This is a genomic window from Candidatus Bipolaricaulota bacterium, assembly GCA_021159055.1.
Lineage (GTDB): Bacteria > Bipolaricaulota > Bipolaricaulia > UBA7950 > UBA9294 > S016-54.
In genome coordinates this window covers 1-14259 of record JAGGSO010000098.1, presented here as the reverse complement: position 1 = coordinate 14259, position 14259 = coordinate 1, and the positions used below count along the sequence as shown (strand labels likewise).

At 62.4% G+C, this 14259-nt stretch carries 13 protein-coding genes; all 13 read left to right on the top strand.

Going from position 1 to position 14259, the window contains the following annotated elements; translation table 11 throughout:
* Nucleotides 1-143 precede the first annotated feature (143 nt).
* Entirely contained in the window at nucleotides 144-899 is a 756-nt protein-coding gene (locus tag J7J55_05135) for an OmpH family outer membrane protein (protein ID MCD6142083.1), read from the top strand.
* Nucleotides 900-902: 3 nt separating this feature from the next.
* Complete coding sequence (fabZ, locus tag J7J55_05130; GenBank protein ID MCD6142082.1) at nucleotides 903-1343, top strand: 3-hydroxyacyl-ACP dehydratase FabZ; 441 nt, start codon at nucleotides 903-905, stop codon at nucleotides 1341-1343.
* Complete coding sequence (gene ftcD / locus J7J55_05125) at nucleotides 1333-2247, top strand: glutamate formimidoyltransferase (protein ID MCD6142081.1); 915 nt, start codon at nucleotides 1333-1335, stop codon at nucleotides 2245-2247. The genes fabZ and ftcD overlap by 11 nt, the downstream gene beginning before the upstream one ends.
* Nucleotides 2234-3544: a UDP-N-acetylmuramoyl-L-alanine--D-glutamate ligase gene (murD, locus tag J7J55_05120; protein ID MCD6142080.1), complete on the top strand. Its 1311-nt coding sequence runs from the start codon at nucleotides 2234-2236 to the stop codon at nucleotides 3542-3544. Before ftcD ends, murD begins: the two co-directional genes overlap by 14 nt.
* Nucleotides 3545-3683: 139 nt before the next feature.
* Nucleotides 3684-4790, top strand: a complete 1107-nt coding sequence (gene ftsW, locus J7J55_05115; GenBank protein ID MCD6142079.1) for a putative lipid II flippase FtsW — start codon at nucleotides 3684-3686, stop codon at nucleotides 4788-4790.
* Nucleotides 4790-5920, top strand: coding sequence for an undecaprenyldiphospho-muramoylpentapeptide beta-N-acetylglucosaminyltransferase (gene murG / locus J7J55_05110; GenBank protein ID MCD6142078.1), 1131 nt, complete (start codon nucleotides 4790-4792; stop codon nucleotides 5918-5920). Before ftsW ends, murG begins: the two co-directional genes overlap by 1 nt.
* On the top strand, nucleotides 5917-7299 hold the full coding sequence (locus J7J55_05105; protein MCD6142077.1) for a UDP-N-acetylmuramate--L-alanine ligase: 1383 nt from the start codon (nucleotides 5917-5919) through the stop codon (nucleotides 7297-7299). Before murG ends, J7J55_05105 begins: the two co-directional genes overlap by 4 nt.
* The gene (murB, locus tag J7J55_05100; GenBank protein MCD6142076.1) at nucleotides 7263-8174 is read left to right on the top strand and encodes a UDP-N-acetylmuramate dehydrogenase; all 912 of its coding nucleotides are present in this window, start codon (nucleotides 7263-7265) and stop codon (nucleotides 8172-8174) included. The genes J7J55_05105 and murB overlap by 37 nt, the downstream gene beginning before the upstream one ends.
* A gap of 125 nt (nucleotides 8175-8299) precedes the next feature.
* Complete coding sequence (locus tag J7J55_05095; GenBank protein ID MCD6142075.1) at nucleotides 8300-8911, top strand: FtsQ-type POTRA domain-containing protein; 612 nt, start codon at nucleotides 8300-8302, stop codon at nucleotides 8909-8911.
* The gene (ftsA, locus tag J7J55_05090; protein MCD6142074.1) at nucleotides 8908-10155 is read left to right on the top strand and encodes a cell division protein FtsA; all 1248 of its coding nucleotides are present in this window, start codon (nucleotides 8908-8910) and stop codon (nucleotides 10153-10155) included. Before J7J55_05095 ends, ftsA begins: the two co-directional genes overlap by 4 nt.
* Nucleotides 10156-10159: 4 nt before the next feature.
* Nucleotides 10160-11272 carry a cell division protein FtsZ gene (ftsZ, locus tag J7J55_05085; GenBank protein MCD6142073.1) on the top strand — a complete coding sequence of 371 codons (1113 nt, stop codon included), beginning with the start codon at nucleotides 10160-10162 and terminating at the stop codon, nucleotides 11270-11272.
* Between the two features lie 308 nt (nucleotides 11273-11580).
* Nucleotides 11581-11976: a hypothetical protein gene (locus J7J55_05080; protein ID MCD6142072.1), complete on the top strand. Its 396-nt coding sequence runs from the start codon at nucleotides 11581-11583 to the stop codon at nucleotides 11974-11976.
* Nucleotides 11973-14259 (top strand): RND family transporter (locus tag J7J55_05075; GenBank protein MCD6142071.1); only part of this gene is annotated, 2287 nt, incomplete at its 3' end. The genes J7J55_05080 and J7J55_05075, both read left to right, overlap by 4 nt.

The following is a 14259-nucleotide window of genomic DNA, read 5'->3' as shown; positions in this document are numbered from 1 at the left end:
GTCCGCCTGGACGTGGCGTGGCCGTTGGGAAGCGGGATGAGTCTCGTCCCCCACTTCGATTTCGGCTTCTCCCCGATGTTTTGAAGGTGACAACCGGCGATAATGCTCCTATAATCTCGAGCACGTTTTAAAAGGAGGAAGATATGTCCAAGGCAGGTACAGTGATAGCAGTGATCGCGTTGATCGTCGCCGTGGTGGCGATCGTCATTCCGTTCGTCCTTCCCACCGGTGAAGGCGGGGTGAGCACGGAGGATTTCTCCGCCCTCAAGGCGCAGGTGAACGACCTGGCAAGCAAGGTGCAGGCGGCAAGTCCGCTCAAGATCGCGTACATCAACGCCGAAGATGCGTTCACTGTGTTCACCGACGCGGTGAAGGACCTGCGCCAGAAGGCGCTCGACAAACAAGCGGAGATCGTCAGGCTCCAGCAGGACTTCCTCGCGAGCAAGATCTCCAAGGAGGACTACCAGGCGAAGTACAACCAGCTTCAGGTTGAGCTTTTGCAGGCGCAGTTGAACATCGACATCGGGACGTTGAACAAGCTGATCTCCGCCCCTGGCTTCTCCGACATCCGATCCGACCTCGAGCGGTTGAAGGACGAGGCGCAGCCGTTGATCGACGAGATGAACAAGCTCGTGCAGACAGTGCAGACCGGGGTGGTCGACCCGCAGGAGTTCCAGAGCCGCTACACCGAGGTGAAGAACGCGTTCACCCAACTCGACCAGCTCCTGACCAAAGCAGCGACCTCCAAGATCGTGGAGGCGGCGAACAAGGTGGCGGTGGAGAACGGGTACGACCTCGTCCTGCGGGCGAAGAACGTCATCATCTACCGCAACACGGCGAAGCTCACCGACATCACCGACCAAGTGAAGCACGAGCTTGCCTCTTACCTGAAGCAGTAGGAGATGTCCCTCACGATTGAGGAGATACGAAGGCGCATCCCGCTCCGCTATCCGTACCTGTTGGTCGATCGGGTAACGGAGCTCGGGGAGGAGCGGGTGGTGGCGATCAAGAACGTCACCATCGGTGAGCCTGTCTTCCAAGGGCACTTCCCCGAGCCGCTGCCCGCGGTGATGCCCGGAACGCTGATCCTGGAAGCGATGGCCCAGACCGCCGCGTTCCTCCTCTCCGGTTCCGCCGGGGTCGAGGGCTACCTCGTCGGGGTCGACCGGGCCCGGTTCCGGCGGAAGGTGGTTCCGGGCGACCAGCTCCGTCTCGAAGCGCGGCTGCTCCGGCGCCGGGCCAACCTGGTGCGGGCCGAGGTGCGGGCGACGGTCGATGGGGAGGCGGCGGCAGAGGCGGTCGTCTCCCTCGTCTTGGCGGGGGAAGGGGAAGATGTGGAATAAGATCGTTGAATCCGTCCCCAATATCTCCGAGGGGCGGCGTCGCGATGTGGTGGAGGAGATCGTCGCTGCCGCCGCCGGCCCGGGACGAAGGGTGATCGACTATTCGCTCGATCCGGACCACAACCGGGCGGTGATCACCATCGTCGGGACTCCGGACGGGATCGAGGACGGGATCGTCGGCCTGACTGGGAGGGCACTCGCGCTGATCGACCTGCGAAGGCACACCGGCGCCCACCCGCGCATGGGCGCAGTCGACGTCGTTCCGTTTGTCCCGGTGCGCGGGGTGACGATGGAGGACTGCGTGGAGATCTCCCGCCGTGTCGGGGCGAGGCTCGCCGCCGAATACGATCTTCCGATCTACCTGTACGAGGAATCGGCGCGCTCCCCTGCCCGCCGCGACCTGGCCGCGATCAGGAAGGGGGAGTTCGAGGGGCTCGCGGAGAAGATGCTCCTTCCGGAATGGGCTCCTGACTTCGGCCCGGCCCGACCCCATCCGAGCGGGGGAGCGACAGCGGTCGGAGCGCGGGAGTTTTTGATCGCGTACAACATCGAGCTCTCTACTTCTGATCTCTCTATTGCCAAGAGGATCGCCCGTGCGGTGCGCGGCTCAAGTGGGGGGCTGCGATACGTCAAAGCGCTCGGGTTTCCACTTGAGGACAAGGGGATCGTCCAGGTATCGATGAACCTCACCAACTTCCGCAAGACCCCGATCCTACGCGTGTTCGAGCTCGTACAACGGGAGGCGGCCCGCTACGGGGTGAACGTCACCCGGAGCGAGCTTGTGGGGATGGCCCCCCGGCAGGCGATCTACGACGTCGCGGCGATGAGCCTCCAGCTCGATTCCCTCTCCCCGGATCAGATCCTCGAGGACCGGATCGAAGAGGCGCTGCGTGAGGATCGGTGAGGTCGAGGCATCGCGTGTTGCGGTGTTCGGGTTCGGCCGGACTGGCCGCGCGGTGGTCGAGTTTCTCCTCCGGAAGGGGATCGAGCCGTTCGTAACCGACGCAGGCTCCATCTCCGACGAAGCGAAGGGATTCCTGTCTTCCCATTCCGTTTCGTACGAGGACGGGGGGCACACCCTCCGTGCCGTCAGCGGCGTGGATCTCATCGTCCTCAGCCCGGGGGTCGACCCGCGCGCCCCGATCCTCGGAAACGCCCGTAGTCGTGGGATCCCGATCCTGTCGGAGCTCGACCTTGCGGGGATGTTCCTCCCCCGTGTCCCGATCATCGGAGTCACCGGGACGAACGGGAAGAGCACGACGGTGCGGCTCATCGAGGCGATCCTGCGCGCCCAGGGGCGCACCGCGGTGAGCGGCGGGAATATCGGGATCCCGGCGATCTCCCTCGTCGGAGGCGATTACGACGTACTCGTGCTCGAGGTGAGCAGCTTCCAACTCGAGCAATCGTCCGCGTTCCATCCCCGTGTCGGGGTCCTCCTCAACATCGCCCCCGACCACCTCGACCGCCACCGGACCATGGCGGCCTACACCGCAGCGAAGCTCCGTCTGTTCCGCAACCAGACCCGGGACGACCTCGCCGTCGCCCCCACGGAACTCGCCGCTGCGGTCAGGGAGATCGAACCGGCGGTGGTCTTCTACGACAGACTTGACCTCTCCCCACTTCCTGGATTCGAACGCCTCCTGTTCCACAACCGGCTCAACCTCAAGGCCGCGGTCGCTGCGGCGCGGGGGATCGTCGAGTTTGACCCGCTTGACCTCGACCTGGAGGGGCTCGTCCCCGCGTTCTCCCTCCCCTATCGGATGAGGGTCGAGGGAGAGGTCGGTGGCGCGCTTGTGATCAACGACTCCAAGTCGACCAACGCCGCCGCGACGATCGCCGCCCTGCGCGGGTTCGACCGCCCGGTTGTCCTCATCCTCGGCGGACGCCACAAGGGGGCAGGGTACGAGGAACTCGCACGGGAGATCGCGGGGCGCAGGGTGAAGCAGGTGGTCCTGTACGGAGAGGCTGCGCCGTACCTCGAAGAGCGGTTGCACGCCGCTGGGATCGTCCCGGCCGGGGAGTTCCCCGACCTTGAGGGCGCGGTGGAATGTGCCCTGGATCACACTTCCCCGGGCGACGTCCTCCTCTTCTCCCCTGCTTGCTCGAGCTATGACCTGTTTAAAAACTATGAGGAGAGGGGAATGGCGTTCAGCTCAATGATTCGCGCTCATCCATTCTTCCGCGCGCGCATGACCGATTAGGAGCTGCGTCCGCCTCTCCTCGGACATCTGTCCCATCAGCACCGCACGAAATTTCTCTCACCCTCCGACACGCTTCCTTTCTGTAATGGGACAGAGGGGGTATTTATGAAGCGCGTCGGGAGAAGGGCCGAATTGACGGATGGAGGCAGAACGTCAGGAGATGCGGGTGGAGCGGCACGCTGATCTAAACACAATAATCGTCACTTCCCTCCTCCTGTTGTACGGCCTGGTGATGGTGTACAGCGCAAGCGCTCCCTTCTCTCTGCGCCATTACGGGAACGACGTCCACCTGTTCGTCAAGCAGTTGATCGCTGCTGGAGCCGGGGGGTTGCTGATGTGGGGCCTGTCGCGGTTCGACTATCACCGCCTCGCTCAGTTGGACGACATCCTCCTCGTCGGTGGTTTCCTCCTCACCCTCCTCACCCTGTTCCCGCGGGTGGGGGATGGCCGCTGGCTCGACCTCGGACCGTTCGCCCTTCAACCGACCGAGTTCCTCAAGTTCGCCCTCATCGTCTACCTGGCGGCGACGATCGTCAGGAAGGGGGAGAGGATCAAATCGTATACCGAGGGGGTCCTTCCGTTCGTGATCGTCCTCGCGGTGATCGCCGCAGTGGTGATCAACCAGCCCGACTTGGGGATGATCCTCGTTCTTGCTTCCCTCACGGCAGCGATGCTCTTCTTCGGCGGGGCGCAGGTGCGGCACCTCCTGTTCACCGCCGTTTCCGGCGTTCCATTCGTCTATTTAGCGATCCTGATCGCCCCCTACCGTCTATCCCGGATCATCGCGTTCATCGACCCACACGCCTACGCGAGCTCGTCCGGGTATCAGATCATCCAATCGCTGACCGCGATCGGGGCAGGGGGGATCTTCGGCCGCGGCCTGGGGGCGTCCCAGGCCAAGCTGTTCTACCTCCCCCAGGCGCACAACGATTTTATCTTCTCCGTTCTCGCCGAAGAGCTGGGGTTGATCGGGGCGCTCGTCCTCATCGGGCTGTTCGTCGCGTTTGCCTGGCGGGCGTTCGTGATCGCCGGGCGGGCTCCGGACCGACTCGGACGGCTCCTCGCGCTCGGGATCGGGTTTACGATCTCGCTTCAAGCGATCCTCAACCTCGGGGTGGCGCTCGCGATCCTTCCGGTCACGGGGTTGACGCTCCCGTTCGTGAGCAACGGTGGTTCCTCCCTCCTCGTCACCCTGGGAATGGTCGGGGTGCTGCTGAACGTATCCCGCCAAGGGGGTGAGAGCTGATGCGCGTGCTGGTCGCCGGGGGTGGGACAGGTGGGCACTTCTATCCGGCCCTTGCCGTGATGGAAGCGCTCAAGAAGGACGACCCTGCGATCGAGCTCGGGTACGTGGGGACGCGGAGGGGGATCGAGGCGCGGATCCTCCCTTCCTACCCCTGGATCAGGTTCTTTCCGATTCACGCCCGCGGGATTTCGCGCGAGAGCGTGGGCAAGGGGATCTACGCCGTTTTTCTCCTCTTCGTTGCGTTCATCGAGACGGCATTGGTGTTCCTTCGGTTCCGACCGCAGCTCGTGATCGGGATGGGGGGATACGCATCGTTCGCCCCCCTGTTCCTCGGGAGCCTCCTCGGAAGGGTCATCCCGATCCGCACGGTGATCCACGAGCAGAACCTGGTCGCCGGGCTGACGAACAGGATCCTCTCCCGGTTTGTGGACAAGGTCCTCGTCTCCTACCCCCGGACGCGGGAGGACTTCCCCCACGCCCGGCGGGTTGTGGTCACCGGGAACCCGATCCGGGAGGAGTTCCTCCTTTCCAAGCGTTCGGAGGCCGCTTATCGCCGGTTCGGGCTCGTTCCCGGGAAGAAGACGGTCCTCGTCTTCGGCGGGTCGCGCGGATCGAGCACTTTGGTGCGTGCGCTGCTCCAGAAGATCGATGCCATCGCCGCCGACGGCGAGCTTCAGGTCCTACTTGTCACCGGAGATGCCGAGGACGAAAATGCAATCCGCAAAGCGTTCGCGGATGAGGGGGTAAAAAACGTGATCGTGCGCCGGTACATCGACCGGATGGGGGAGGCATTCGCCCTTGCTGATCTGATCGTCTCTCGTGCCGGCGCCACCACCCTTGCCGAGATCACCTCCTGCGGGAAGCCCGCCCTCCTCGTCCCCTGGCCCGGGGCGGCGGAGGACCATCAGCGCCGGAACGCGCGTTACCTCGCGGCGGCGGGCGCATGCGCCGTGGCGGAGGAAGACGAGTTGTTGGAGGAGGGCCTTGCCCCGGTCATCGAAGCGATGGTCCGGGACGAGGTACGGTTGAACCGGATCGGCCGGAACGCAGCGCAGGTCGGACAGCGGTCCGCCGTCCGCCTGATCCTGGGGGAGATTGAGAGCCTGGCGCGAGGGGAGGCGCAGACGTGATCGAATCGGGGAAGAATTACCACTTCATCGGGATCGGTGGAGCGGGGATGAGCGGGCTTGCCGCGGTGATGCTCGCCGGCGGGGCGCGGATCTCCGGCTCCGACCTGCGGGAGAACGACGCCACCCGCCGCCTCGCCCGGGCCGGAGCACGGATCTACGTGGGGCACGACGCTCGTCACTTGGACGGAGCCGAGATAGACAGGGTGGTCGTCTCCTCGGCGATCGGGGAGGAGAACGTGGAGCTGCGGGCGGCACGGGAGAGGAGGATCCCGGTCGTGCACCGTCTCCACGCCCTCAGCCGTCTCTTGTCCGGTTACCGGAGCGTCGGGGTGACCGGGACGCACGGGAAGACCACGACTACGGCGATGATCGCCACCATCCTGCGTGCTGTCGGGATGGACCCGAGCTACCTCGTAGGGGCGTACTGCCCCGGCCTCGGCGGGAACTCCCACCTCGGGAAAGGGGATTACTTCGTGACTGAAGTGGACGAGAGCGACGGGTTGTTCCTCTCCCTGAGGCCGACGATCGGGGTGCTGAACAACATCGGCCGCGACCACTTGAACACCTATCGGACCTTCGCCGCGATCAAGGAGAGCTTCGCCCGCTACATTCACCAGTCGGAGAGGGCCGTGCTGGTGATCGATGATCCGAACGTGCGCGCCATCGCCGCCGCCGTTCCCGCCGGACTGACCGTCGGGCTCGATCCCGCGGCCGAGTTACGCGCGGTCCGGATCGTACATCACCGGTTCCACACGCAGTTCGATGTCCTTCACCGCGGACAGGAGGTCGCCACCGTCCACCTTCCCGCTCCCGGGGACCACAACGTGCGCAATGCCCTGGCCGCGATCGGGGCGGCCTACCTCGCCGGGGTCCCGATCCCGACCGCTGCCGCCGCTCTGCGCGGGTTCATCCTTCCCCAGCGTCGGTTCCAGCTGCTGGAGGAGAACGGGGTGACGGTCGTCGATGACTACGCTCATCTCCCGGAGGAGATCGCAGCTACGCTGGACGCGATCCGCACCGGCTGGGAGCGGCGCCGGATCGTCGCCATCTTCCAACCGCACCGCTACACCCGCACCCAGACCATCGGTCCGGAGTTCGGAGCAGCGTTCCGCCTTGCCGACACGGTCGTCATCACCTCCATCTATCCGGCGAACGAGCGTCCGATCCCCGGGGTGTCGGCACGGGAGATCGTGGAGGCGGTGGCGCGGGAGACCGCGGCTGACCTGTACTTCATCCGCAGCAAAGAGGAGGTCCTCTCCTTCCTCAAGCGCTACATCGCCCCGCACGACTTCATCATCAGCTTCGGAGCCGGGGACATCTGGACGGTGACGGAGGAGCTGTCATGCTTCCTGAAGGAGGGAAGCTTCTGCCCGGCGTGAGCGCGGGGCTTGCCGCCCGCATCTCTCAATTCGCCTCAGTCCGCTATTTCGAACCGCTCGCTCGCCACACCACGTTCAAGGTCGGGGGACCGGCCGCGGTCTTCGCCCTCCCAAAGTCCCCCGCTGCCCTGAGGGAGGTGGTGGGGCTGTGCCGGAAGGAGGGGGTCCGGCACTTCGTCCTTGGTGGTGGCTCCAACGTGCTGTTCCCCGACTCGGGCTTCCCTGGTGTCGTGATCTCGACGGCTCGACTCGACGGGATCGCGATCGACGGGGAACATGTCACCGCCGCTGCCGGGGCAAGGATTTCCGAGCTTCTCACCCTTCTCCATCACCAGGGGACGAGGTCCCTCGATTTCCTCGCTGGGATCCCCGGGACGATCGGGGGGGCGGTGGCGATGAACGCCGGAATTACCGGAGCTCAGATCGGGGAGCGGGTGGAGTCCGTATGGGCGATCGATTCGGGCGGCGAGGTCGTTCGGTTTACGCGGGATGAGTGCCGCTTTGCCTACCGGGAGAGCCGGTTCAAGGTGGAGCGATCTCCGATCCTTGCCGTGCGCTTCTCCCTCGGCGGAGCGGATTACGATGCCTCCGCCCTGCTCGCCCGGCGCGCGGCCCGCCAGCCCTCCGCCCCCAGTGCCGGGTGCATCTTCCGCAACCCACCAGGGGATGCGGCCGGCCGGCTCATCGACGTCGCCGGATTGAAGGGGCTGCGCGTCGGAATGGCCAAGGTATCTGAAAAACATGCCAACTTCATCGTTAATCTAGGTGGGGCGACTAGCGCGGATATCCGCAAAATAATTGACATTGTGCGTCAAAAGGTGTATAAAAGTTTTCGTATTTTGCTCGAATTGGAGATCGAGGTCATTGACGGGTGAACGAGGGGGGATCAAAAAGAAGGACCGTTTATCGGGCTGTTGGTATAGGGGGGGTTCTTATCGCTGCTGCCATCATCACCCTGTATACACCTTGGTTAGGTCTGTTTAATCTGCGGGTGATTGTGGTGAAGGGAAACCGCCACATCACCGGAGAGGAGATCGCGCGCGCCTCCGGGCTGAAAAGCGGGGTCCCTCTCGCCCGTCTCCCCGTCCATCGCGCTGAGAAGAATCTGGAAGAGCTTCCGTGGGTGAAGGACGCCCGGGTGACCCGGAGCTATCCCCATACCGCGCGGATCGCGATCACCGAGCGAGTACCGATCGCTGCGCTGCGGACCGACTCCGGGACGTACCTCTTGATCGGGGATGATGGGGTGATCACGGCGGAATGGACGGGAGCCCCTGTTCCGTACATAATTTCCGATGGGATTCCGGTGACGGACGCCGCTCCCGGTGGGCGGGTGCAGGGAAGGGAAATGTTAGCCGCGCTTGTGGCCCTGCATGCGGCCGGGATAGGTCCGGATGATTTTGTCGCGGTGGATTTCAGCGATCCACGGGGAGTAGTGCTCCGCTCTTCCGCGGGAACGGAGGTCCTGCTCGGGTCAGCGGATGAAGTTCCGGATCGGATTAAGGAGCTGACGGCGCTCCTTCCCACGCTTGTCATAGGGGATTATCGTTTGATAGATTTGAGATTTGGGGGTGAGGCGATACTTGTGCCCCGTAAGGTGGTGAACCGATGAGAAAAGAGAGAGTGGTGGTCGGCCTGGATGTGGGGACCACCAAGGTTGTCGCACTGGTTGGAAACGTGATTGACGGATCGATCGAGATCATCGGATTGGGAAAAGCCGAGTCACATGGCCTCGAGAAGGGTGTCGTCGTCGACATCGGTCGCACCATCTCCTCCATCCGCAAGGCGGTGGAGGAGGCGGAGAATATGGCCGACGTGAAGATCTCCTCGGTTTACGTGGGGATCGCGGGAAAGCACATCACCTCGATCAACAACAGCGGGACTGTCTCCATCAACCGGCCGGACCGGATCATCACGGAAGATGATGTCCGTCGAGTGGTGGAGACGGCGCAGGCGATCCAGCTCCCGCCGGAGAGCGAGATGATTCACATCATCCCGCGCCAATACATCGTCGACGGTCAGGACGGGATCACCGATCCGGTCGGGATGACCGGTACTCGGCTCGAGGTCGACGTACACATCGTCACCGGGTCGATCACCGCGGTGCACAACCTGGTGCGGTGCGTGGAGGCGCTCGGGATCGGGATCGAACAGATCGTGCTCGAGCCGATTGCGTCTTCTCTCGCCGTCCTGTCATCGGCGGAGAAGGAGCTCGGGGTGGTCCTGATGGACATCGGCGGGGGAACGACCGACATCTCCGTGTTCCGTGGCGGTGACATCTGGTTCTCCAAGGTGATCCCGATCGCCGGCGAGCACATCACCAATGACATCACCGTCGGGTTGCAGACCCCGATCGAGGAGGCGGAGCTGATCAAGAAGACAGCCGGGACCGCGCTGGTCGACTCCGTCTCCGAGGACGAAAAGATCGAGGTGGCGACGATCGGCGGGGACGAGAAGAAGACAGTATCGAGAAAGAAGCTGGCCAAGATCATCGAGCCGCGGGTGGAGGAGCTCCTCGACCTGGCGATGCAGGAGGTGGAGGATGCCGGCTACCGGGACCTCGTCCCGGCCGGGCTCGTCCTCACCGGTGGTACGTCGCTCCTCGACGGGATCGTGGAGTTCGCTGCTCAGCGCTACGGGATCCCGGTACGGCGGGGGAAGATCCCGCAGGGGATCCACGGGCTACGCGACATCGTCGAGTCCCCGATCTACGCCACTGCTATCGGTCTGTTGCGGTACGCGGTGGAGACCAAGGACTTCAAGAAGCAACTCTACTCCACCACGCGGCGGCGGCGCTCCTCCGGCTCGTTGATCAATAAGCTGTTCGCGTGGTTCAGCCGCTTCTTCCGGGGGTAGGAAGATGGTAGAGGAGAGGAACCTCACCCCGCCGGCGCGGCTGATGGTGATCGGCGTCGGGGGCGGCGGCGGAAACGCCGTCGACAGGATGTTCGACACGAGCGTCAAGGGAGTGGAGCTCGTGGCGGTGAACACCGACGCCCAGGTACTCGAGGTCGTCCGTGCCCACCGCACCCTGCAGATCGGGCGCAAGCTGACCAGCGGACTCGGGGCTGGCGGAAACCCGGAGATCGGAAAAGCAGCGGCCGAGGAGAGCCGGGAGGAGATCATGGACCTCCTCGAGGGGGTGGACATGGTGTTCATCACCGCAGGGATGGGGGGAGGGACCGGTACCGGTGCCGCTCCGGTGATCGCCGCCCTCGCCAAGGAGGCGGGGATCCTCACCACCGCGATCGTCACCCGCCCGTTCTCGTTCGAGGGGCTGGCGCGGGCCGAGAAGGCGGAGGCCGGGATCGCACGCCTCTCTCAGGCGGTCGATGCCCTGATCACGATCTCCAACGACAAGCTCCTCAAGGTCGCGCCGGCCGACACTCCGATCACCAAGGCGTTCGAGATGGCCGACGAGATCCTGCGCCAGGGGGTGGAGGGAATCTCCGATCTGATCACTGTCCCTGGGATGATCAACCTCGACTTTGCCGACATCGAGAGCGTGATGCGCGGCGCCGGGACAGCGATGATGGGGATCGGCGAGGGAGAAGGAGAGGGAAAGACCAAGGAAGCGGCGCGGAACGCCATCTCCTCGCCGCTCCTCGACGGCTCGATCAAGGGGGCGCGGAAGGTGATCATGAACATCACCGGCGGCTCCGACCTGACCTTGGAAGAGGTGACAGAAGCGGCGTCCCTCATCCGCGAGGCGGTCTCCGACAAGGCGGACATCATATTCGGCACTGCGATCCGGGACGGGATGGAGAAGGTGCGCCTGACCGTGATTGCAACCGGGTTCTCAGTATCCTACACCGGGGAGGAAGAGGGACCATCTCTTGGGAACGAGACGATGCTCGCCAAGCTCGAGAAGGAGAGCCGGCTCGGAGGGGACGACTTCGACATCCCGACGTTCCTGCGCCGCAGCCGCAAGCGTGGAGAGGAACAAGAGCGCCCATGGCGGGAGAAAGAGTAATAAACCGACTGAAATCCGGTGTAATGTAGGTTGCAAGAACCACCCTGCTACACCCCATTTGCGGGATATACCAGTCACTGTATAAAGTTCAATGGTAGACCTCAAGACGGGTTCCGAAACTGTGGAGATGGTGGGAGAGGACCGCCCCCACCGAGCTTACCGACTTTATCTGGAACGGGCTGAAGAAAAGAGATGGAAGATGAGAAAGAAGAGTCTAGTTCTTGTGATCGGGCTTCTCGTCGTTCTGCTCCCCCCTTGTTGCAAAGGGGCAGACGGCCGGCGCTTTAAACACCCCTTTGAAGGCGCGCATGCTCCTTGTCGATGAGACGAAGACCTTTGCCTCCACGATGCGGGTGGGGGCGTTGGCCGGAATCCTTCGCAAGGCAGGGATGGTGGATCTTTCCGTTGAGCTTGTTGAAGTTACGTCAAGCTATGAGAATCCCTTAAGTGGTATAGCACTTCCCGATGACCACTACGACATCATCCTCGTCATCCCTAAGGGTATCGATGACGGTAGCATAGCGCAGATCTGGCTTGTGACCCCTTACTTCGAAGAGAGATCCCCGGAGTACGCGCACCTTCTGGCCCTCTCTGGGCTCATCGATCGGGTCTTCGATGGGATCGCAACCGCGACCGACGTGAGCGAGGACCTCTTCCCGGGGTTCTTCGCCGCCCTCTATTTCCCGCAAGGCTGGCTTCGATGAGACGGTTCTTCGAGTGGATCGTCGATCACCCTTACCTGACGATCGGCGTCATCCTTCTTATCACGTTGGGGTTCCTCGCTTTCATCCCCCGCCTGCGTGTGGACACCGACTTCTCGCACTACATCGACAAGAGCGATCCAACGGTAGCGGCGATGGAACGGGCCGAGGATCGATACGGTTCGCAAGAGTTGTTCCTGGTCGCAGTGGAGAACGAGAACGGGATCTTCAATAAAGAGACCCTTGAAAAGATCTCCGCGATGCAAGAAGCGTTCGAGGGGCTCCGCGGAGTGGATGAAGTGACCGGCCCGTTGAACGCCCAAGTGATCACAGGGACGGCAACAACACTCGCAGTTGGCCCAGCGGCGGTGGGAGAGGCAGTCCCCGAGACCCCAGAGGAGATGGAGACCTACCGTGAACGAGTTATGGCGAGCAACACGGTTGTGGACTACATCGTCTCCTCCGATGGGAAGGCGGCTGTCATTTCGATCAAGCTGAAGACGGATGCGGACGAGGTGGAGATAGCCAAAGAGGTCGCGACGATCGTCGAGGAGTATGACACTCCTCCAGACCGCATCTACATCATCGGGCTTCCGTACATGAACCTCGTCCTTGCCGAGTCGATGGGGAAGGACCTTAAGATTCTCCTTCCACTGGTCATCCTGATGATCGTCCTTGTCCTTTACTTGGGTTTCCAGACTCTGCGGGGGGTGGTGCTTCCTCTTCTTGTAGTCAGCTTCTCTGTCGTGTGGTCGCTTGGACTGATGGCGATCTTTAACGCGCCGGTGACGATCATCTCGTTCGTCCTTCCGGTAATCCTGATGGCAATCGGGATCGCCGACGGAATTCATATTCTGAACAGATACAATGAGGAAATGGCCAAAGGATTGCTGAAGCGAGAAGCGATCCTGAAGACCCTGAAAGAGATGCGCGGAGCGGTCGTTATGACATCGCTTACTACCATGGGTGGGTTTCTCGCGTTGTTGAATTCGTATCTCATTCCGCAGCGGCAGTTCGGCCTGTTCACTGCAGTGGGTGTTCTCGTGGCGATGATCCTCTCGCTTGTCTTGATCCCCGCTCTTCTTGCCGTGCTCAGGGTGCCGAGGGGAAAACTCCATGGAAAGACCGATGGAATCCTAACGCGTACCCTTTCTGGCTTCGAGCGGGTGATCCTCAGTCACAGGCGGATCGTCCTCGTCGGCTCGGTAGTGCTCTTTCTTGCTTTCCTTGCTGGGCTCCCTCTTCTGAAGATAGAGACCTCCCAGGTGGAATACCTTGGCGAGAAGAATCCGGTGATGCAAGCGATCGACGTGATGGACCGTCGCTTCTCCGGTAGCGAGCAGATGATGGTCGAGATCGATACCGGAAGACGCGATGGCCTCAAGGACCCTGTGGTTCTGAACAAGATCGTTGCCCTGCAGGAGTTCTTGAAGGAGAAGGGAGTGCGAAAGACGACCTCCCTTGCCGACATGGTGCGTGAGGTGAACCAGAAGTTCCACGCCGATGATCCCACCTACTATGTGATCCCGCAGGATCGCAAGCTCGTCTCGCAACTTCTCCTCCTGTTCACCTTTCAAGGAGGGAACCTTGGGTCGATGGCCCTCGGTGATTTCTCTGCCGGGGAGGTGATGGGTCTGTACACAATGGCAGGGAGCGCCAAGCAGGTACAGCTCGTGCAGGAGGTTCAGGCCTATCTGGACGAGCACTTCACCGGGGCGATCAGAGCGGAGATGGTCGGTCCCGCTCAAGTCCAATCGAGCCTCTACTCGCGGATCGCCAAGAGCCAGATCACGAGCCTGGGGACATCAATCCTCGCCGCTGGGCTGATCGTCACTCTCCTCATGGGTTCGGTTGTCGCTGGATCGATCAGCCTCATTCCCCTCATCCTCACCGTGGTGATCAGTTTCGGGGTGATGGCCTATTCTGGGACCCCGCTTAATATGGCTACGTTGATGGTTTCCTCAATTGCTATTGGAATTGGGATCGACTATGGAATCCACTTTATCTCCCGCTTCCGCCAAGAGGTACGTATGGGAAAGGACGAAGGTCAGGCACTTCAGGCGACTATTCAAATGACTGGGCGGGGGATTGCGTATAACGCGCTCGCCCTCGCGCTCGGGTTCGGTGTTCTTATCTTCTCTTCGTTCAAGGGAATGAGCAGCTTTGGACTCTTGATCGCAATGACAATGGTGATCAGTGCCCTCTCCGCGTTCACCGTCATTCCAGCTATCCTCGTCACCTTCAAGCCCAGGTTCTTAACGCGAATCAAACGGGCAGGAAAAGGAA

Bases quoted from the DNA above. Each gene is read 5' to 3' on its own strand.
- J7J55_05135 (MCD6142083.1), top strand. From the start codon at position 144: ATGTCCAAGGCAGGTACAGTGATAGCAGTGATCGCGTTGATCGTCGCC.
- fabZ (MCD6142082.1), top strand. From the start codon at position 903: ATGTCCCTCACGATTGAGGAGATACGAAGGCGCATCCCGCTCCGCTAT.
- ftcD (MCD6142081.1), top strand. From the start codon at position 1,333: ATGTGGAATAAGATCGTTGAATCCGTCCCCAATATCTCCGAGGGGCGG.
- ftsW (MCD6142079.1), top strand. From the start codon at position 3,684: ATGGAGGCAGAACGTCAGGAGATGCGGGTGGAGCGGCACGCTGATCTA.
- murG (MCD6142078.1), top strand. From the start codon at position 4,790: ATGCGCGTGCTGGTCGCCGGGGGTGGGACAGGTGGGCACTTCTATCCG.
- murB (MCD6142076.1), top strand. From the start codon at position 7,263: ATGCTTCCTGAAGGAGGGAAGCTTCTGCCCGGCGTGAGCGCGGGGCTT.
- ftsA (MCD6142074.1), top strand. From the start codon at position 8,908: ATGAGAAAAGAGAGAGTGGTGGTCGGCCTGGATGTGGGGACCACCAAG.
- ftsZ (MCD6142073.1), top strand. From the start codon at position 10,160: ATGGTAGAGGAGAGGAACCTCACCCCGCCGGCGCGGCTGATGGTGATC.
- J7J55_05080 (MCD6142072.1), top strand. From the start codon at position 11,581: ATGCTCCTTGTCGATGAGACGAAGACCTTTGCCTCCACGATGCGGGTG.